The sequence below is a fragment of the Pseudomonas sp. 05N432 genome (assembly GCF_056396945.1).
Map to the genome: position 1 here is coordinate 276630 of NZ_JBFTMM010000014.1, position 20235 is coordinate 296864.

Consider the following 20235-nt stretch of genomic DNA (forward strand, 5'->3'; position numbering starts at 1 on the left):
TCCGGCTCCTTAACGCAAATTGATGGTTGTGTTCACACCGTCATTGACGCTGTCATCGTCGAACCAGCGACTGGTGACGGTCTTGGTTTGAGTGTAGAACTGCACCACTTGCTTGCCATACGGACCGAGGTCGCCGAGCTTGGAACCGCGCGAGCCGGTGAAGCTGAAGAACGGAACCGGCACCGGGATCGGGATGTTGATGCCAACCTGGCCGACGTCGATTTCATTCTGGAATTTACGCGCCGCCGCACCGCTCTGGGTGAACAGGCCAGTGCCGTTACCGAACGGGTTGGCGTTGACCAGGGCAATGGCCTGATCGAGGGTGTCGACTTCCAGCACCACCAGCACCGGACCGAAAATTTCCTGGGTGTAGATCTGCATGTCGGTGGTCACGCCGGAGAACAGGGTCGGGCCGACAAAGTTGCCTTTTTCGTACCCTGGGACGGTGATGTCACGACCATCGAGCTCCAGTTTTGCGCCGTCCTTGATGCCGCTTTCGATCAGCTCAAGAATCCGCGCCTTGGCCCGTTTCGAAATCACCGGACCAACGTCAGTGCCCGGCTCGCTGCCGGCATTCACTTTGAGTTTTTGCGCCAGGGCCTTGAGGTCTGGCAGCCATTGCTTGGCCGCCCCCACCAACACCACCACCGAGGTGGCCATGCAGCGTTGACCGGCAGCGCCGAAACCGGCACCGACCAGCGCATTGAGGGCTTGCTCACGATTGGCATCGGGCAGCACCACCGCGTGGTTCTTGGCGCCCATCATCGATTGCACGCGTTTGCCGTGTTTGCCGGCCAGGTCGTAGACGTGAGTACCGACTGCAGTCGAACCGACGAACGAAACAGCCTTGATGTCTTTGTGGGTGCAGAGCGCGTCCACCACATCCTTGCCGCCGTGAACCACGTTGAGCACGCCGGCTGGAATGCCAGCCTCGATGGCCAGTTCCACCAGCAGCATGGTCGACATCGGGTCCTGTTCGGACGGTTTGAGCACAAAGGTGTTGCCGCAGGCGATGGCCATCGGGAACATCCACAGCGGGATCATCGCCGGGAAGTTGAACGGCGTGATGCCGGCGCAGACGCCGATCGGTTGGCGCAGGGTGTAGGTATCAACACCGCCCGCGACGTTTTCAGCGAATTCGCCCATTTGCAGGCTGCCAATGGAGCACGCGTGCTCAACCACTTCCAGGCCACGGAAAATATCGCCTTCAGCGTCGGCAATAGTTTTGCCCTGCTCGGCGCTGAGAACCACGGCGATGCGCTTGGAGTGCTCGCGAATCAACGCCTGAAGCTTGAGCATGATGCGCATCCGCGCGCCAATCGGCGTCAGCTTCCAGGTCTGGAAAGCGCGATGAGCGGCGCTGATCGCAGCGTCGACTTCCGCAGGCGTAGCGAACGGCACTTTAGCCAGCACTTGCTGGGTTGCCGGATTGACGATGTCGTGCCACTCGGTGGTCTGGGACTCGACCCATTGGCCGTCGATCAACAGCTTGACCTTTTGCACAGTGGTTTCTGGCGTGAGCGATGCGTTCATGCTGGTCTCCTGGACTTGTTGTTATGCAGGGAGCCAAGGCGAGAAAAGTCGCCTTGTAATGAGGCGTGTGTCGCGAGTTGGTTGTCGGACTGTTTTTGGAGTATAGATGTGCAAACTTCTAATAAGAACGCACATAAAAGCCGGTCCAACATGCAAAAAAACATCACATCGTTAGGCTCGTTGAACTGGGACGACCTGAAGTTTTTCCTCGAGGTCGCCCGTACCCGCAAGGCCAGCAGCGCTGCCAAACGCCTGGCCGTGGATTACACCACCGTGTCACGACGGATCACCTCGCTGGAAGGTGCATTGGGGACATTGTTGTTCGAGAAGTCGCGGACCAATGGCTTCGTATTGACCGCCGAAGGCCAGCGTTTGCTGGGTTATGCCGAATCCATAGAAAGCACGCTGCACATGGCGTGCGAGCAGGTGTCCGGCTCGGGCGTGGCGTTATCCGGCCATGTGCGGATGGGCTGCACCGAGGGTTTCGGGAGTTTTTTCATCACCCCACAGCTCAGCCACTTCGTCGATGCCTATCCGGCGATTTCGGTGGATATCCTGCCGCTGCCACACTTCATCAGCCTGTCCAAGCGCGAGGCGGACATTGTCATCGCCCTGGAACGCCCGGAACACGGCCCTTACGTCTGCTGCAAACTCTGCGACTACCGTTTGCAGCTGTACGCGACCCAGGATTACCTCGACCAACACCCGCCCATCCGCCGCCCGGCAGATTTGGGCAAGCATCAGTTCATCAGTTATGTCGACGATCTGGCATTCAGCTCGGAGCTGCTGTACCTGGCGAATGTACTACCCGGCGCCAGCGCCAACCTGCGCAGCACCAGCGTGATTGCGCAATTCGTCGCCGCGCAGCAAGGCCGCTCGCTAGCGATTCTGCCGTGTTTCCTGGCGGCCCAGGATCCACGACTGCTGCCAGTGCTGTCGGAGGAAATCAACATCACCCGGCAGTTCTGGATGTACTGCCGCGAGGACCTGCGCAAGCTCAAGCGAATCACGTTGTTGTGGGACTACATCCGCGCCGTGACCGAGCAGAATCAGGCGCTATTGATGGGGGAAACCCGAACGATGTACTTCGCCGACTGACAACCCTTCAAGGAATCAGGTAGCGGCGTCGTAACGAGGTCCGCAGGCCTTTGCCAAGGTTTGATGACAGGGATTGGTACGCAACTTGTGACATCGAAGGGCATTGGCAGGTGCCTTTGGGGGTATGGAGCTCGTTCACGCAAGCTGCAAATGTCGCTCCCTTCACCTAACGTCCAGATGATAATCTCACGCCTCAATGTGCGGTTTATACCGGCACGATCAGCATGCTTCAAATCCCCGCCGGGTGCATTTTCAGCACTCCTGGGACAGTAAAACAAGGACGTAAACACATGAGCAGGGAGATCATCCTGATGCGCCATGGGCAGCCGAATCTGGCCGTGGTCAACAAGGTTTCAGCGCTTGATATGAAACGCTGGATCGAGCAATACAACCTATCCGAAATCATCGACCAGCCTGCTCCAGAGGCGAGTGTGCAACTGGCCGCTACCGCCCAAGTGATTGTATCGAGCAGTGCGCCTCGGGCTCTGACATCCGTTCGGGCGTTGGGCCTTCAGCCCACACTGGTAGACGCGATTTTCTGCGAGGCGCAGTTGCCCCATGGCCGCTGGACACTGCCCCGTCTTTCACCGTTTACGTGGGCATTTATCCTTCGAGTCTCATGGTTATGCGGCTTCTCAGGGACGGTCGAGTCTTTCCGTCAGGCCAGGATTCGGGCCAACGAGGCCGCTCAACAACTTCGATCCCTTGCGAGCGCAGGCCCGGTCCTGTTGCTCGGTCATGGAGTCATGAATCGAATGATCGCCAAGCAGTTGGAGGCTGCCGGATGGACTCGCCAGAAACGCAATGGCAACCGTTACTGGAGCGCAATGGTCTATCGAATGAATCAGAGTTAAGGCACGTCGATAGTAACCGGGACGCACCCGGCTTATGGCATGCAAACGCATCCGCGCCGTGACCGAGCAGAATCAGGCGCTATTGATGGGGAAAACCCGAACGATGCACTTCGCCGACTAGTCAGCGCTCACCACGATCGATACCCGGCGATTCTCGGTGCGTCCGGCGACGGTGGTGTTGGATGCCACCGGCTCGGCGCTGCCCAGGCCGCGCAGTCGGATGTTCTCTTCCCGCATGCCAACGCTGGTCAGCACCTCGCCGACACTCTTGGCGCGGCGAAGGGAAAGTTGCTCGTTATAGGCCTCTTTACCCGACGTGTCGGTGTGGCCATCGACCCGCACGCGCTCAATGCCGGCACCGTGCAATGCCTTGCCGATTCGCTCGACGATTTCGGTACTTTGCGCGTTCAGGTGATCAACGTCGCTGCCAAACAGCACCTTGCCCGACAAACCGAAGGCCCAGCCGTCCTCGGTCAATTCGAAACCCTGTTGCTTGAGCACCGCGATCTGCGCCGGGCTGAGGCCTTTTTGCGGTGCGGTTTGGCATCCGGTCAATGCCAGCACGGCCATGAGCAAGGTAAAGGTAAAGAATCGCAGGGAACGCTGGGTCAGTGAAAACAAGGCTGTTAACTCCTGGTTTGAACGTTGGCGACAAGGTGCTCCGACCCTGCCGTATATTGCCCGCCTCGAGCGAGACGTTTGGCTTGATACATTGCCGCATCGGCGGCGTCGAGCAGGGTACCCGGCGTGGCGCCATGATCAGGGTAAATGGCAATGCCAACGCTGAGTGAGGTCAACACCTGGGTATCGCCCGGCAACTGAATCGGCAGCTCCATGCTGGCGATGATCTTTTCGGCAATACGTTCGGCGTCTTCGGTGTTGTGCAACGGAGTCAACAGCACAGCAAACTCATCACCCCCCAGGCGCGCGACCAGATCCTCTTCACGCRATTGCGCCCGGACTCGGGTTGCCACGGCAATCAGCACGGCATCGCCAGCGGCGTGACCGAAGTTGTCATTGATACCCTTGAACTGGTCGCTATCGAGAAACAGCACGGCAACCCGCTCATCGTGTTTACTGGCGTTGCGCAATGCACGGATCAGCCGACCTTCGAAAAACGCCCGGTTCGGCAATCCGGTGAGGCTGTCATGGCTGGCCTGGTGGGCCAGCGTTTCGTTTTCGCTTTGCAGGTGGGTTTGCCAGGACTCCAGTTCATCAAGCAAGGCATTGAAGTCGTTGCCCAGGCTGTCGAGTTCGGCAATGCGTGCTGGCGGCACACGACGATCGAGGGCCCGCTCCTGGCGCGCCGCGTGAGCGACCTCGGCCAGGCTGCGCAGTGGGCCGGTAATCCCTCGTAGTTGGCGTCGTGCCAGATACAACGCGACCCAGGCGCTGACCGCCGTACACAAGACAATCCCGGCCAGACCGCTGAGCAAAAAGCGCATCAGACTGCCGCCATGCCCGGTCAGCAGGATGCTGCCGATTTCCTGACCCCGATGAAGGATCGGCATATTGATCGGTTTTTCCAGAAGCGTTCGGGCGATCTGCATTTCCAGTTCGGAAACCAGACCGGTTTCCGGTCGCTGCCAACGCGCGAGCAGTTGGCCCTTTTCATCGAACACCTGGGCATCGGCCACTTCTTCTGTGGACGCGATCAGCGCCAGCGCTTCCGTCGCCGCCGCGCTGTCGTTGAACACCACTGCAGCTTCCACGGTGTAATTGATCGAACGGGCAATCAGCTGCAGGTTGTGATCGGCATACACCCGCAAGGCCAGTACCCCGAGCAAGGTCAGGGACAGACTGGCCATGGCCACCCCAACCAACGCGACAATCAGGTGCCCACGGCCAATGACCGATTTCAACGTTGGGCGGTTACCGGACCTGAACAGGCTCATGGGGCCGCCGCTTTACGGCGAGAGAGTTGCAAGACGCTGGGGTGAACGCGTACACCACTACGGGCTACCGAGTCGAGGTTGACCTCAAACGAGACTTGATTGTCACTGACCCGCAGGCAGAACAGGCTGCCTACCGTGCATTGATCGCCGCCCTCGCTGATACTCAGCACCGGATGGCCTGTCAAAGAAGCGAAGAGCGTGCTGCGCTCTTCATTGGTCAGTTTGCCGATATAGATTGCGTCACACTCGCTGGCGATCGCCGGGTAATTGGCCAACAGTCGCCGAACGACCACCGGACGACCCGTGGCTTGAGTAGTGCCTTTGAGCAAATCGTCGGTGTACTCGGTGGGACCGACCACGCATAAACGCAATTGCGCCGGCTCCACCGGCCAGCGAGCGTAGCTGAGGATTCCCAACACCACTTGCGTGACCGACATGGCGCGCTGATCAGCCATGCTCGCTGGCGCCTGCAACTCGGCGAATACAGGAAGGCTCAACAAACAGAAAAGGCCGGCCAGCAGCAGTTGCTTCCAGCCAGCAATGCGTTCTGTCGTCCAGACAGCCAGCTTCATGCGGGAATTCTCGTTGATCGTCATGGATGATGCCGCAACGATAGCATATCCAGTGAAATGCTCACGAAAGCAGCGAGTATTGATAGGCGCCTATTTGTTTATAAAATCCTGAAGTAACAATTTGGGGTTTCCTATTTTTCTCTGTTTCACCCCATGTCTACCATCAGCACCAACGTGACCTGTAACCGCACTGCGGTCCTAATAACAATAAAAGCTGACAGCGACGTAAGTGAAAACGGATCCCTGAGATCCGACTCATGAAAACCTTTTGCTACTGCCATAACAGCTCGATTCGGTCATGCACCGGCGTCGAGCCTCGAGTAGTTCAAGGCGTCGTGGAGGTTCACCGATGAAACTGGAAATATTTCGTACCCTCTGGGGCTATAGCGCGAGCAAGGCCCAGGCCCTCGATGAGTTGCTGAAAGCCGGCTTCGATGGCATGGAAGCTCGCCTGCCGTTGGACGTCCGCGAACGAGCCGAGTTCGGCGCCTTTCTAAAAGCCAATGCACTGGCTTACATCAGCACCGTGTTTACCGCCTATGACGTGCTGCCGGAACAATCCGCGTCGCCCACCGAACACCTTCTTGATCTGGACAAAAAGCTCGCTTGGGCTGCCGAGCTCAATCCACGCTTCGTCAATGTGCTGGCCGGCAATGACCGTTGGCCGCTGGCGCAGCAGGTGGAGTTCTTCGGCCAGGCCATGGCGCTTGCACGCAAGCACGGGCAATTGTGCAGCTTCGAAACCCACCGCTCACGTTCACTGTTCAACCCTTGGCTGACGCTTGAACTGATCCGGCAGCTACCCGACTTGCGGTTCACCAGCGATATCAGCCATTGGGTCGTGACGTGCGAGCGGTTGTTGAATGATCCGGCGGATGACCTGAGTGCCTTCGTCGAGCGCGTACACCATATCCAGGCCCGCGTCGGCTATGACCAAGGCCCGCAGGTTCCCCATCCCGCCGCCCCGGAATACGCCCAGGAACTGGCCTTCCATCAACAGCACTGGGAAGCCGTCTGGCGCTCCCAACAGGCTCGCGGCTATCAGGTCAGCACCCTGACGCCTGAGTTCGGTGCCGACGGCTATTTGCACCACTTACCCTTCACCAATGTGCCGGTCGCCGACCTGTGGTCGCTGAATATATGGATGGCCAATACAGAGCGCGAACACTTCGATCGCTTCAATCACTCAACCCTCACGTGAGGTGCTTGCAACATGTCCGAGCAGATCAATAACACTACGCCCCAAGCGAACTTCAAGAGCATTCCGGTGGTGGATATCGCCGGTCTGTTCAGCATCGAACGGGAACATCGGCTGGTCGTCGCAGAGCAACTCGGGGTGGCTGCCAGTGACGTCGGCTTTCTCTATATCACCAGCCATGGCATCGATCCGCAGTTGATCACCAACTTGCGCCAGGCAGCCAAGGACTATTTCGATCAGCCCCTGGAAACCAAGATGCAGCACTACATCGGCACCTCGAAGACTCACAAGGGCTTTGTCCCGGAAGGTGAAGAGGTTTATGCCAAGGGCAAACCGGATCATAAGGAAGCCTTCGACATCGGCTTCGAAGTCCCGGAAAACGATCCGCTGGTACTGGCTAACACGCCGCTGCTCGGGCCGAATGAATGGCCGTCACTGCCAGGTTTCAAGGAAGCCGTGCAGGCCTACTACGCCGCGATCTTCGCCCTCGGTCGACGGCTGTTCGGGGGCTTCGCCCTGGCATTGGGCCTGGAGGAAGACTATTTCGACAGCATGGTCACCCGGCCGCCCTCGAAGCTGCGTCTGATCCACTACCCGTTCGATGGAACGGCACAGGATGCACCCGGGATTGGTGCACACACCGACTACGAATGCTTCACCATTTTGCTGGCTGACAAACCCGGGCTGGAGGTGATGAACAATCTAGGCCAGTGGATTGATGCACCGCCTGTTCCAGGGGCGTTCGTGGTGAACATCGGCGACATGCTCGAAGTCATGACCGCGGGTGCATTCGTTGCAACGGCTCACCGTGTCCGCAGTGTCAGCGAAGAGCGCTACTCCTTCCCGCTGTTCTATGCCTGCGACTTCCATACCCAGATCAAACCCCTGCCAGGCTTTGCCAAGACCGGGCAGGAGTATGAGCAGATCGCCATTGGCGAACACATGTACAGCCAGGCGCTGCAAACTTACCAATACCTGCGCAAGCGGGTGGAAAACGGAGAAATCATGTTGCCGGAGAAGGCGCGTAAGCCTTCGAGCTTCGGGCACCTGAAAAATCAGACACAACCGTCCTGATCATTGCTGTCGGCCACTACTTTCTAATCGGAGTCACCGAAAATGCTTAACAAAAATAACCGTGCTGCCCGCTTGTCCCTGCTCGCCGCCAGCCTGTTCTGTGCAACCGCCAGCATGGCTTCCACCGCCACACCGGGTCAGTTGAAAATCGGCATGGAAATCACCTATCCGCCGTTCGAGTCCTATGACAGCCAGAAAAATATCGTCGGCTCCGATCCGGAACTGGCTCAAGCCCTGGCCAAGCAGATGCAAGCCAAGGCGGAGTTCGTCGATACCAAATTCCCCAATCTGATTTCCGGCCTGAACTCCGGGCACTACGACGCGATCATCTCCGGCATGTACATCACGCCAGAGCGTCAGACTCAAGCCATGACCATTGGCTACGCCGTAACGGGCGCGGCAATCATGGCGCCGAAAGACAGCACGCTGAATGCACAAACCCCAGAAGACCTCTGCGGCCTGAAAGTCGGACTGGAACAAGGCACCACCTGGGTCGCTCAATTGAAGAAACTCTCGACCGACTATTGCGTGCCGAACAACAAGGGCGCCATCACTGTCAGCGAGTTCCCGTCGGCACCGGAAGTGACCCAGGCCCTGCTGTCGAAAAACATCCAGGCCCAAATGGAAATCGCCGGTGCGGCGAAGATGATCGCCGAGCACACCAACGGTCGTGTAGTGGTCACCTCCCAGCATCTGGTCTATCCGCAAACCCTCGGCATCTTCGTCAAGAAAGGCAATGACGAGACCTATCAGGCGCTGCTCAAGGCGTTTGATGCCGCGAAAAAAAGCGGTGACTACGCAGCTATCCTGAAGAAGTACAACCTGGAAGAAGCGTCCAACTAAGGCAACGCCCCTTCGCGGGCCAGCACACGCCTACAAAAATACCGCTCCCCCTGCGGGAGCGGCTTACCCGCGAAGATTTCAATGCGGTTCGAGGTACTTATGCAATTCGATTGGACGTATTTCTTCTCCCTGTTCGCAGATTCCGCCTTCTGGCAAGCCTGCGTCACTGTGATCGAGCTCAGTGCCCTGGCCTGGTTCATCGGCATGCTGCTGGGCTTTGTGCTGGCCTCGGCCAAACTGTCGACTTCGGTCTGGCTCAGACTTCCGGCGACCGCTTATATCTGGTTCTTCCGCAGCATTCCGCTGCTGGTGCTGGTGGTCTTCGTCTATAACCTGCCGCAGTTATTCCCGATGACCGGCTCGGTCCTGTCCAACCCGTTCTACTCCGGGTTGTTCGCGCTGGTGATCACCGAAGCGGCGTATATGGCAGAGATCCATCGCGGCGGCCTGATTTCGGTCGCCAAGGGTCAGAAAGAAGCCGGGCGTGCGCTGGGTATCGGCTTCCTGGGCTTGCAGCGTTTGATCGTGATTCCTCAGGCTTTTCGCATTTCCTTGCCGACCTTGATCAACGAATACATCACGGTGGTGAAACTGACGTCGCTGATCTCAGTGATCTCCCTGACCGAACTGCTGACCGTCGGCCAGCGCCTGTACGCGCAGAACTTCCTGGTGATGGAAACCCTCGGCGCGGTAGCGGTGTATTACGTGTTTATCGTCAGCGTGTTCGGTTGGTTTTTGCAGCGACTGGAACGCCATCTGGATCTGAACCAACGCAAGCCGCAAACCCTCGACGAAACCGCCGTGACCCGACTCAAGGCCCAATCCCAACCACTGACCAGCACTGCCGGCCTCCCGGTCAACCGCGGTGCGGTACCGGTTCTACAACTGGAGAAGATCCACAAGCGCTATGGCAATCACGAGGTGCTCAAGGGCATCGACCTGACAGTCGGCAGTGGTCAGGTGATTTCGATCATTGGTCCGTCAGGCTCAGGTAAAACGTCGTTGATTCGCACCATCAATGGACTGGAAAGTATTGATCAAGGCGAGATCATGCTTTTCGGCGAAAGCTTCATCGGTTCCAACGACACCCCCAACAGCGCCAGGGTTCGTAGTGGCGTGCGGCATATCGGAATGGTTTTCCAGAACTTCAACCTGTTTCCCCATCGCTGCATTCTTGACAACATTACTCTGGCGCCGCGCTTCCACGGCGGCGCAAAACCCTTGAGTGAACAACGCGCCTATGCGCTGCTGGACAAGGTCGGACTGCTGGCCCACGCGCACAAGTACCCGCATCAGCTTTCCGGCGGTCAGCAACAACGGGTAGCGATTGCCCGGGCATTGGCCATGGAACCGAAGATCATGCTGTTCGACGAACCGACTTCGGCCCTCGATCCGGAACTGGTGGGTGATGTATTGAACGTGATCCGCGATTTGGCCAAAGAAGGTATGACCATGCTGATCGTGACCCACGAGATGGACTTCGCGATGTCAATTTCCGATCGGGTGATTTTCATGGAAAACGGGAATATTCAGCTGGATGCCAGCCCGTATGCCATACGCAACAAGCAGACCGGCGAACGTGTCCGCCGCTTCATGGGCCTGACCGCCCAGACCGAAATGGCGCTGGCAGCGGAGTAGACCTCGGAGCAGACCAGGTCTTGGTGGCGAAAGGTCAAATCCTCTCGCCACCGCACTGCACCCGCTCATCCCAATTCCAGCATCAACCCGCTCAAGCGCTTGACCTTGCGTCGTACGGCCTCTTCGAAAATCCCGGTCCGTGGTTCGATCAGGCTAAACCAGTCCTTGGCGCGAGTGATTCCGGTGTAGATCAGCTCCTTGGTCAGCACCGGGTTCAGCGCATCGGGCAGGATCAACGCCGTATGGGCGAATTCAGAGCCTTGGGATTTGTGCACGGTCATGGCGTAGACGGTTTCCACGTCATTGAGTCGGCTGGGCAGAACAAACCTCACACCGCCCTGACCATCGTTACGCGCAAATGCGACGCGCAACACTTGGCGTCCGCCCTCCAGGCCATCGCGCTCAGGCAATTTGAGCGCGATACCGATGTCGCCGTTCATCAAGCCCAGGCCATAATCGTTGCGCGTCATCAGCACCGGACGCCCTTCGTACCACTGCTGATCACTGTCGATCAGCCGCGCCTTGAGCAACGCACCGGTAATCCGCTGATTCAACCCCTCGACACCCCATGGTCCCTTGCGCACGGCGCACAGCAACTGGAAAGCGTCGAAGGCTTGCAAGACATTGCGCGCCCACTCGACCCAGCACGGATCGTCGGGAAGTGAGTTGAAGGACGGACGCTGGTTGCGCAAAAGACTCAGGTAATGTCGATATCCCTGCGGACCTTCGCCCTGGCCTTCGAGCAATAGCCGCTCCAGCGCCCTGTCCTGCTCTCCCTTGAGAGCCAGCGAAAAAAGATCGGCATGACTGCGGGCAGCCAGCAGCTTGCGGGCCTCATCGGCCTGTTGCTGATTGACCCGGCGCGCCAGTTGACCAATGCCGCTGCCTTCGCCAAATCGCCGCGAATGACGCAGCATCACGACCTGCTGGGCCAGCGGGTGACTGGCGTCGGTATCTTCCTGCAGGCCACTGGAACCGAGTTTTTCACCACTGACGGCCTCCAGCCAGTCACGGGTCTGCGGACTGTACCAACCGGCCTCGGCATCGCGGCACAGATCACCGAGTACGGCCCCGGCCTCCACCGACGCCAACTGATCCTTGTCACCAAGCAAGACCAACCGGGCATGCGTCGGTAATGCATCAAGCAGGTTGGCCATCATCTCCAGATCGATCATCGAGGCTTCGTCGACCACCAGCACATCCAACGGCAGGCGATTGCCGGCGTGATGGCGGAAATGCCGGGTTCCCGGCCGGCTGCCGAGCAGACGGTGGACCGTGGTCACGTCAGAGGGGATTTTGTCCCTGACGCTCTCGGCGACCTGCAGTGTGCGAACTTGCTGGCTGATGGACTCTGTCAGCCGCGCGGCGGCCTTGCCCGTGGGGGCGGCAAGTCGAATCCGCAGTGGCTTGCCCGCCTCCACGGCTGGCGCCTGGAGCAAGGCCAGCAAACGCACAACCGTGGTGGTTTTACCGGTTCCCGGCCCCCCCGTAACAATGCTGAATGCACCGCGAGTGGCCAGGGCACAGGCGAGTTTTTGCCAATCGATCTGCGTGCTGGAACTGGCCAGGCCAAACAGGCCACTCAGGCGTTCGGACAGGTCATCAGGTGTTGGTTCATGGACGATAAGTCGTTGGCGCAGTGCATTGTCGATGCGCCGTTCGTACGTCCAGTAACGGCGTAAATACAGTCGCTTGCCGGACAAAACCAATGGGCGCTGCTGTGTTTCGTCACGCCCATCGGCAGCCAGCGCCACAAGGCTGCTGGACGCCAGGACCTTGCACCAGTGCGCTCCCTCCAATGCTTCAAGCAATTGCGATGGCAACAACAGGGTTCCGGTCTGCAGATCGCCTTCCGGTGGCAGGGAAAGCGCGAAGTCCGGTTCCTTGAGCGTCTCGAACAGATCAAGACACACGTGCCCGTGTCCCAGTTGATGGCTGGTCAAGGCTGCCGCCAGCAACACCAGCGGATCGCCATCAGGTGCCAGTTCGTGGAGGAAGGCGACAAAGGCTTTGTCCAGCGCCCGAAGCCAGCCACGCTCGACCCAGCGCTCGAGTAACAGCAGCAGGTCATCGGCGCGGCTCAGCGGCGTCAGTTGCGCAAGGCTCTCGGCCGTCAACGGCGTGGGTAACAAATCAGCAAAGGAACGGCTCATAGCAATACACCCTGCTCCCAGGCCGGTTCAGGCTTGGGTTCTGGTTTTCCCTGGAACAGCCGGTCCAGACGCTCGATCAACTCCCGTGGCGGACGGGTGAAATACACGCCTTGGCTGGGGCCCCGAGTGCCCCGCAGGAACAGGTACAAGGCGCCGCCCATGTGCCGATCGTAATCGTAATCAGCGAGTCGTGCCTTTAGTTGGCGATGCAGCGCCAGTAGATACAACACATATTGCAGGTCGTAGCGATGATCGAGCATCGACTGTTCCATGGCCTGCTCGGTATAGGCCGAATCGTCAGCACCGAGCCAGTTGGACTTGTAATCCGCAACGTAGTAACGCCCCGCGTGCTCGAACGTCAGGTCGATAAAGCCTTTGAACATGCCATTCAGCAGTACGGGCTCGGCAACGACACGAGAAGCGCCGGCATGGGTGAATTGGCGCACCAGCTCGTCGAGCTTCAATACATCGACTTTATGGCTGGCAAACCAGAACTCCATCTCGACCCGGTACTCGGTCAGTTGCTCGAACACCACGGGTGGTTGCTCGGCTCCGATGCGTAATGGCGCTTGTAACAAATGCTGCAGCCAGTCGCTTAGGGTATTTATCCAGCCCTCCCAGCCACGGCGGTTGCAGCGGCGCGCAATGGCGTTTTCGATGGATTTCGGGTCTGCGGCGAAACCTTCGTCGCCCGCCCACTCCAATAATCCATGGAGAAAAGTCCCGGGATTCGGCCCRCGTGGGAAGCGGTGGATATCACCACCGCTGGCGAGCACTTCGCGTGGCGCCTCGGGATCAAGTCGCTCGTCGTCGAAAAGCTTTTGCGCTTGCGGGCTTTCCGGCGCCTCGTCGTTGCCGGCGCTAAGGCTATCGCCTATGCGCAACGCACTGTAGGAGGCGATCCACCAGTTCTCGGCCGCCTTGCGCTTCGGTATCAGTGGTGCGAGCAACGTTGCCTCATTGCGTGGCGGGAGAAAACGTTCGGTTGTGGCTTCAGGCATCTCGCCATAGCTCAATGCGCTGCAGTTTTGCTGCAAGTCTTCCAGCCAACGCTTCAGCGCCGTCGATTCGGCCAGTTTTTCGCCGCCACCCAGCAGATAGCCCAATGCCGACAGGTGCAGCACCGAGCTGTTGTTATTACCGCGTTTGAGGTCGGTGACACCCAGCCAGCAAGCATGCTGGGCTCGGGTCGAGGCCACATAGAGCAGACGCAAGTCTTCAGCCAGGCGCTCATCGTCCGCCAGGGCAATCAACTCAGGGGTTGGGCTCAACGTTATCTGGGCTTGCCCGTTCGCGTCGTGGTAGTGCATCGGCAAGCGACTGCCGTCCACCGGTTTTGCCGAACAGATGAACGGCAGAAAAACCAACGGATACTCAAGGCCTTTGGACTTGTGGATGGTCACTACCTTGACCAGTTGCTCATCGCTTTCCAAACGCAGAATCTGCTCTTCGCCGGCCTGCCCGGACAACGCCAGATGCTCAGACAAATGACGAATCAGGGCTTGCTCGCCATCGAGCTCGGTGGCAGCTTGTTGCAACAACTCCGAGAGATGCAGCAGGTTGGTCAGTACCCGCTCACCATCGCTTCGGGCAATCAAGGCCTGAGGCAGGTCGAAATCATGCAGCAACCGGCGCAGCATTGGCAGGATTCCCTGACTGCGCCAGATCACCCGATACTCGCGAAACTGCATGACGCGCTTCTCCCAGGCCAGCTCATCCTGGTTCAAGCGCTCCAGTTCTGTCAGGGACAGGTTCAAGGTGATGCTGGCCAGCGCTGCACGCAGTGGTCGCTCGACATCCGGCTCGGCGCAGGCCTTTAGCCAACTCAACAGGTCGTGAGCCTCCTGGGCCGCAAACACCGAGTCCTTGTCCGATAGATAAACACTGCGCACGCCTCGCGCGGACAACTCGTTACGTACTGCCTGGGCCTCTTTACCATCGCGCACCAGAATCGCGATATCCGCCGGTAGCAACCCCTGTAGATCCTCTGCCCCCCGGACAAAACCCACACGCCCCTGCTGACCGCCATTGAGCAACGCCGTAATTTCACTGGCGCAAGCCGCAGCCAGTTGCTGTCTGTACACAACACCGGACAATGGTTGCTCGCTGGACAGTTGCCAGATATTCAGCGCGGGGACGGCCTGACCGTTGATCTGCAAAGACTCTTTGCGGCCTTGAGATTCGACTGGCAGAAATGGAACCGGGTTTTCGCCGTTTTTTTCGCGAAACAGAAACGCTCCACGCCCCTGCTCACGGACTTCTGCACGCTGGAACACGTGGTTCACCGCATCAACCATCCCGTGACTGGAACGGAAGTTGGTGCCCAGGGTATGCAAGCGACCAGTCGTTGCCTGGCGCGCGCGCAAGTAGGTATAGATATCGGCGCCACGGAAGGCATAGATCGCCTGTTTAGGGTCGCCGATCAGAAACAGCCCACATTCCGGACTGTTATCTTCGATGCGATAGATGCTCTCGAAGATCCGGTACTGTACCGGGTCGGTGTCCTGGAATTCGTCGATCAACGCGACGGGAAACTGCTCGCGGATCAACGTCGCCAGACGCTCGCCACCCTCGGCTCGTAATGCAGCATCGAGCCTGAGCAACATGTCGTCGAAACCCATTTCAGCACGCCGACGTTTCTCTTCTTCAAAACGCGCCCCCACCCACTGTGCGGCATGTTTCAGGACTGCGGCATCCGGAGTCGGCAATGCATCGAGACTGGCTTTCAGGCCGGGCATGGCGTCCAGGCCGGGGTGACATGGAGCCTGACCTTTCCAGGCCTCAGCCATGCCATCGGGTGTCAAACGATTGAAGCCGGTGCCGATATCCAGTTGTTCAAGGCTGTCATCCTCGGCCCAGGCGCTGATTTTCTCGAACCAGGGCTCGAAGTAACGCGCTTGCATCTTGCGCCCGTCGACAGACTTGCTGGCGACGCCTTGCAGACAGATCTCACGCAACTCCTGCGCCCATTGTCGCCAAGGCGCCTTGAGCTCCAGCAACGCATCACGTCGAGCTTGCAGGCACTCCGTGATCAGCTCGGCAGGCTCTTTCCCTTCAGCGCTATCACGCTCACTGGCAAACAACCCGCGTACCCGTGGCAACAAGGCAGCCGGGCCGCCCCAATGGCTGCGAACCCAGTTCAGCGCATCACCTTGCATCGGGTAGCAAAACAGTCGCCAGTAATCGCGCAGAACTTCACCGAGCAAATCGCTGTGATCTACTTCAAGGGTTTGGGTGAACAGACTGCCACTGTCAAACGCGTGCTCGCGCAGCATCCGTTGGCACCAACTGTGAATCGTCGAAACTGCCGCCTCATCCATCCACTGTGCGGCGATGTCCAAACGGTTCGCACAGCCGGACCACTGTTCGGGACTGAACTGCCCCCGTAACTCGGCAATCAGGCTATCGGGCGCTGGCGTTTCGTCGCGGAAAAACCGCGCGGCCTCGGCAAGACGTGTACGGATCCGTTCACGCAACTCCTTGGTCGCGGCATCAGTAAAGGTCACCACGAGGATTTGCGGTGGCAGGAGTTCACGACCAAAACCGGCAGACTCGTCACCGTGACCAAGCACCAGGCGCAGATAGAGGGCGGAAATAGTGAACGTCTTACCGGTGCCGGCACTGGCTTCGATCAGTTGACTACCGCGAAGCGGGAAGGCTAATGCCAGAGGGACTTTCGCCGTCATGAGTGCGACTCCTCACTGGTCAATGAACGCCAAGGGGCTTCGAACAGCGGACGGTAGAGCGCGTCACACCAATCGACAAAGGTTTCGTCGGCAATCAAGGCGTTGTAATCGGCAAACTGGCGAGCCAGTGCAGGACTTTCGCGGCGCTCACCATCGGTGGTCTGACCGTCGCCCTCATAGGCCTTGCGAGCGGCAGCCTCGGCTTTGAGCGGATCAGTCTGCCCCAGCCAGGCGAAAGCCGTTTTTACCGCTACGGGCAATGGCTGGCGCATACCTGATTGCCAGGCCTGTAACAGATTGCCCAGGGTTTTCAGCGCGGCATCTTGCTCGATAGGGGCAAGCAGCAAGGTATCGTCACTGGCCACCAACCCCGTAGTCATCGACAAGCCGCTCGCGCAAGCCACCAGGTGATTAACCCAAGGACGAGTCAAACGATGCCACTTGCGGGTCTTGATCGAACCAATGCTGTTGGGGATCGTAGTGACAGCCAGCAACCCGCCATCGCTGCGTTGATGGAGACCGCTGAGCCAGCCTTCCAGGCTCACTCCCTGCAATTGAAGCGTCACCGGCAAAGCACTGTTTTGCGGTGTTGGCCACAACGCTAGCAACTGTTGATAACGTTGCAGCAGATCCGGTAGCGGCTCGATCAACTCACGTTGCAAGCACTCACCGAAACCGGCCATCGGCAGCAAGCCGCTGTCCTGCAACCTTTTGGCCTGTGCATGCAGAGCCTGTTCAGGTTGATCGGGGCTAGCCAACGCAGCTTCAAGCAAGCTGTCGCTCAGACTGTAGCGTTGCAGTGCATCGAGCACGAAGGGCTCTTCATCTGCCAAAGGCGCTTCAGCCGCTTCGAAAAACACCTTGAGACGCTGACTGAAAAAATGCCGGACGGGGTTACGCAGAAAATCCTGTAGCTGACCAAGACTCAGCGGCTCCTCCTGAACATAGGCATCAAGGACCTCTAAGGTTTGAGTGCTGTCATGTTGCTCATGCAACAGCTGCCACTCTCGGGCATAGCTGAACAGTTGATCGCCTTCATGGAAATAACGGGCACTGAAAGGTTGTAACGGATGCTCCTGGGTCATCGCCTCGAGGAGTTCTTTAGTGCCGTCGGTATTTTTCCAGCCGTTAGCCAGATGGTCACGCAGTTGACCGATCAATACCGATGCAGGGCGCTCGCTATTGTCGCGAATACTGCGCCCGACCCAACTAATGTAAAGCTGGTCCCGCGCCGAGAGCACGGCTTCGAGCAATAGATAGCGGTCATCCTCTCGCCGTGACCGATCACCGGGGCGGTAATCGCTGCCCATCAGATCGAAATCCAGTGGCGGCTGCGCACGCGGATAATCACCGTCGTTCATACCCAGCAGGCAAACGAGCTTGAACGGGATTGCCCGCATCGGCATCAACGTACAGAAGTTTACTGCGCCGGCCAGGAAGCGCTGGGACAAACGCCCCTGATCGAGACCGGCCAACCAGGCTTCACGGACCACCGTCAGTGGCAGTTCGTCCTGCAAACCAACCGACTCGCAAGTCTCCAGCCAGGTTTCGCGGAGCAACTCGAGCTGGGCCAGCAGATAGTCGTCATGCTCATTGCTGGCCAGGAAAAATAGCTGCATCAACGCTTGCAGACGCACGCCCCATTGCTCGGGTGATGCAGGTTGTGTGAGCTCCTGGTGAGCGATCTGCAAAGCATCGAGTAAAGCTACCAATGGGCCGATCAGTGCCGCATCCAGCCCGCCGATCTCATCATAAGGCTCGATGCCCTCGCAGGAATGACCACTGCCAACGGCATACCCCAGAAGCATGCGACGCAAGCCAAAACGCCAACTGTTTTGCTCAAGCTCATCTGGTAAACCAAGACCGGCGCGCTGTTGCGCGTTCATACCCCAGCGAACGCCAGCCCCTTCGATCCAGCGATGCAAGGTCGGCAGGTCGCACTCCTCTACACCAAATCGGGCGCGCAACGCCGGAACGTCCAACAAATCGAGAATCTCGCTGACCGGGAAACGGCTGTCAGGCAGTTTAAGCAAATGCTCGACCGCGATCAGTAGCGGGTCACGACCACGCTGCCCTTGGTCGGTCAGCGTAAAAGGGATAAAGCGCCGATCCTCTCGCTCCAGTTGACCGAACACGGCGCGAATGTGTGGAGCGTAACTGTCGATGTCGGGAACCATCACGATCACATCGCGTGGACGCAACTGCGGGTCTGCGCTGAAGCGCGCGAGCAACTGATCGTGGAGTATCTCCACTTCACGCTGTGCGCTATGGGCAATGTGAAAACGGATCGACTCGTCCTGCTTCAGATCGACCGCAGGCCAGAGCAGGCGGGTTTCATTCAGCGGGCGCAACTCGAGGATGTCGTCCTGCAATTGATTGAGCATGTTCAACGGCTGGCTTTCGCTGAAAAGGTCGATACGTCCATCGCGAAAAGCTGATCGATAGCTGTTGGGATCGTCATAACTGTCGAGCAGGTTGATGTAGTCGCGCCCTTGCTTGCCCCAGGCTGCCAGCAGCGGGTGAGCATGTTGATGCAGGGTTTGTGGGTCAAGTACGACCGGCATGCCGGTCTTGCGCGCCTGCCGCTTGTACTGATGCCTTAAAAGGTCTTTATCGGCAACGATGTCGGCCCAGTGGTGGCGACAAGGGTTGTGCACACAGAGCAGAACCTGGCTGAAGCGAGCCAATCCTGCGAGTGCTTCCAGGGCTTGAGCGGGTAGCGAAGAAATGCCGAAAACGATCACCCGGGAAGGTAATCCCTTAGGTGCAGTGTCCAGGTCAGTGATTGTCTCGATAAAGCGTTGGTGAACGCCTGCACGGCTTTGCGCCATGCCTTTCTCGCCGACATCCAGCAACAGCGCACGCCACAACTCAGCCTGCCAGCAGTTGGCCGGTGTGAGCGGTTTGCTCTCACCTCTACCGTTACGCAGTTGATGGCGACCCGCCGCCCAATCTTCCAACCAGTCCGCCCGGTACACTTGATACTGGTCAAACAGATCCGCAAGCCGCTCAGCGAGCTGATAGCGTTTACGCAGGTCGGTATCGTGAGTAAGGAAGCGTTGCAGCGGTTCGAAATGTGGTTGATCGATCAGCTCTGGCAACAGGCGCATCAATCGCCAGGTTAGAGGGGCCTTGTCCAGCAAGGATTTCGCTGGGATTTCATCACGTCCGAGCACTGATCGATAAAGTTGCCACATAAAGCTGCCGGGTAACTGCACATCAATAGCCGCAGCGATGCCACAGCCACCCATGTCGTCATCTTCAGGGTCTTCGGCCAATGCCAGCTTCAGCCATTGGGCAATACCATTGCTCTGCACCAGAGCGATTTCATTTTCCAGGGGAGCAAGCGGATAACGCCGCATCCAGCTGACCACCAGGCTACGCAGTTCGTCCAGGCGGTTGCCGTGAACCACCATAAAACCAGCACTGAGGAACGAGGCGTCCGCCATAAGGGCTTCCTTGGAGAAATGCAAAAGCTAGGGCCGAACCTTAGCATTGTCAGGTGACTGTGACAGCCAGGAGCCGTCCGATGTTGCCGTACGAACTTTCTCGCAGGCAAAACAAAACCCCAACTGCTTTCGCAATTGGGGTTTCGGAATTTAATCTTGACGATGACCTACTCTCACATGGGGAAACCCCACACTACCATCGGCGATGCATCGTTTCACTGCTGAGTTCGGGATGGGATCAG

Annotated in this window: 13 protein-coding genes and 1 rRNA gene; 6 read left to right on the plus strand and 8 right to left on the minus strand. The window is 58.4% G+C overall.

Features of this window, described 5'->3' with window-relative positions:
* Nucleotides 1-9 precede the first annotated feature (9 nt).
* Entirely contained in the window at nt 10-1533 is a 1524-nt protein-coding gene (locus AC1DHT_RS17155) for a CoA-acylating methylmalonate-semialdehyde dehydrogenase (RefSeq protein WP_427541992.1), read from the minus strand.
* Nucleotides 1534-1683: 150 nt separating this feature from the next.
* Here AC1DHT_RS17155 and AC1DHT_RS17160 point away from each other — a divergent pair, with 150 nt between their 5' ends.
* Entirely contained in the window at nt 1684-2631 is a 948-nt protein-coding gene (locus AC1DHT_RS17160; protein ID WP_427541995.1) for a LysR family transcriptional regulator, read from the plus strand.
* Between the two features lie 290 nt (nt 2632-2921).
* Nucleotides 2922-3485 (plus strand): histidine phosphatase family protein, encoded by a 564-nt coding sequence (locus AC1DHT_RS17165; protein ID WP_427541998.1) that lies wholly within the window; start codon nt 2922-2924, stop codon nt 3483-3485.
* 117 nt (nt 3486-3602) lie between these two features.
* On the opposite strand, the gene yfiB is transcribed toward AC1DHT_RS17165, so the two are convergent.
* The 3 genes from yfiB to yfiR are packed head-to-tail and all read right to left on the minus strand — an operon-like array spanning nt 3603 to nt 5952.
* Nucleotides 3603-4106, minus strand: coding sequence for an outer membrane lipoprotein YfiB (gene yfiB, locus AC1DHT_RS17170; RefSeq protein WP_427542001.1), 504 nt, complete (start codon nt 4104-4106; stop codon nt 3603-3605).
* 5 nt (nt 4107-4111) lie between these two features.
* A complete protein-coding gene (dgcN, locus tag AC1DHT_RS17175) occupies nt 4112-5380 on the minus strand; it encodes a diguanylate cyclase DgcN/YfiN (protein WP_477761409.1) in 1269 nt (422 codons plus the stop codon).
* A complete protein-coding gene (gene yfiR, locus AC1DHT_RS17180; RefSeq protein ID WP_427542007.1) occupies nt 5377-5952 on the minus strand; it encodes a regulatory sequestration protein YfiR in 576 nt (191 codons plus the stop codon). Before yfiR ends, dgcN begins: the two co-directional genes overlap by 4 nt.
* Nucleotides 5953-6301: 349 nt before the next feature.
* On the opposite strand from yfiR, the gene AC1DHT_RS17185 reads away from it, so the two are divergent.
* From AC1DHT_RS17185 to AC1DHT_RS17200, 4 genes are all read left to right on the plus strand, one after another.
* Entirely contained in the window at nt 6302-7153 is an 852-nt protein-coding gene (locus tag AC1DHT_RS17185; RefSeq protein ID WP_427542010.1) for a sugar phosphate isomerase/epimerase family protein, read from the plus strand.
* Nucleotides 7154-7165: 12 nt separating this feature from the next.
* Nucleotides 7166-8224, plus strand: a complete 1059-nt coding sequence (locus tag AC1DHT_RS17190) for an isopenicillin N synthase family dioxygenase (protein WP_427542013.1) — start codon at nt 7166-7168, stop codon at nt 8222-8224.
* Nucleotides 8225-8266: 42 nt separating this feature from the next.
* Nucleotides 8267-9067 (plus strand): ABC transporter substrate-binding protein, encoded by an 801-nt coding sequence (locus AC1DHT_RS17195; protein WP_427542016.1) that lies wholly within the window; start codon nt 8267-8269, stop codon nt 9065-9067.
* A gap of 99 nt (nt 9068-9166) precedes the next feature.
* Entirely contained in the window at nt 9167-10705 is a 1539-nt protein-coding gene (locus AC1DHT_RS17200) for an amino acid ABC transporter permease/ATP-binding protein (RefSeq protein WP_427542019.1), read from the plus strand.
* A 65-nt stretch (nt 10706-10770) separates the two neighbouring features.
* On the opposite strand, the gene recD is transcribed toward AC1DHT_RS17200, so the two are convergent.
* From recD to rrf, 4 genes are all read right to left on the minus strand, one after another.
* The gene (recD, locus tag AC1DHT_RS17205; RefSeq protein WP_429539875.1) at nt 10771-12858 is read right to left on the minus strand and encodes an exodeoxyribonuclease V subunit alpha; all 2088 of its coding nucleotides are present in this window, start codon (nt 12856-12858) and stop codon (nt 10771-10773) included.
* Complete coding sequence (gene recB / locus AC1DHT_RS17210; RefSeq protein ID WP_427542025.1) at nt 12855-16544, minus strand: exodeoxyribonuclease V subunit beta; 3690 nt, start codon at nt 16542-16544, stop codon at nt 12855-12857. The genes recD and recB overlap by 4 nt, the downstream gene beginning before the upstream one ends.
* A complete protein-coding gene (gene recC, locus AC1DHT_RS17215; protein WP_442114541.1) occupies nt 16541-19993 on the minus strand; it encodes an exodeoxyribonuclease V subunit gamma in 3453 nt (1150 codons plus the stop codon). Before recC ends, recB begins: the two co-directional genes overlap by 4 nt.
* A 154-nt stretch (nt 19994-20147) precedes the next feature.
* Nucleotides 20148-20235, minus strand: a 5S ribosomal RNA gene (rrf, locus tag AC1DHT_RS17220); the annotation flags it as partial.

Excerpts from the sequence above, each read along its gene's own strand:
- AC1DHT_RS17155 (WP_427541992.1), bottom strand. The coding sequence starts at position 1,533 with ATGAACGCATCGCTCACGCCAGAAACCACTGTGCAAAAGGTCAAGCTG.
- AC1DHT_RS17160 (WP_427541995.1), top strand. The coding sequence starts at position 1,684 with ATGCAAAAAAACATCACATCGTTAGGCTCGTTGAACTGGGACGACCTG.
- AC1DHT_RS17165 (WP_427541998.1), top strand. The coding sequence starts at position 2,922 with ATGAGCAGGGAGATCATCCTGATGCGCCATGGGCAGCCGAATCTGGCC.
- yfiR (WP_427542007.1), bottom strand. The coding sequence starts at position 5,952 with ATGAAGCTGGCTGTCTGGACGACAGAACGCATTGCTGGCTGGAAGCAA.
- AC1DHT_RS17185 (WP_427542010.1), top strand. The coding sequence starts at position 6,302 with ATGAAACTGGAAATATTTCGTACCCTCTGGGGCTATAGCGCGAGCAAG.
- AC1DHT_RS17190 (WP_427542013.1), top strand. The coding sequence starts at position 7,166 with ATGTCCGAGCAGATCAATAACACTACGCCCCAAGCGAACTTCAAGAGC.
- AC1DHT_RS17195 (WP_427542016.1), top strand. The coding sequence starts at position 8,267 with ATGCTTAACAAAAATAACCGTGCTGCCCGCTTGTCCCTGCTCGCCGCC.
- AC1DHT_RS17200 (WP_427542019.1), top strand. The coding sequence starts at position 9,167 with ATGCAATTCGATTGGACGTATTTCTTCTCCCTGTTCGCAGATTCCGCC.
- recD (WP_429539875.1), bottom strand. The coding sequence starts at position 12,858 with ATGAGCCGTTCCTTTGCTGATTTGTTACCCACGCCGTTGACGGCCGAG.
- recC (WP_442114541.1), bottom strand. The coding sequence starts at position 19,993 with ATGGCGGACGCCTCGTTCCTCAGTGCTGGTTTTATGGTGGTTCACGGC.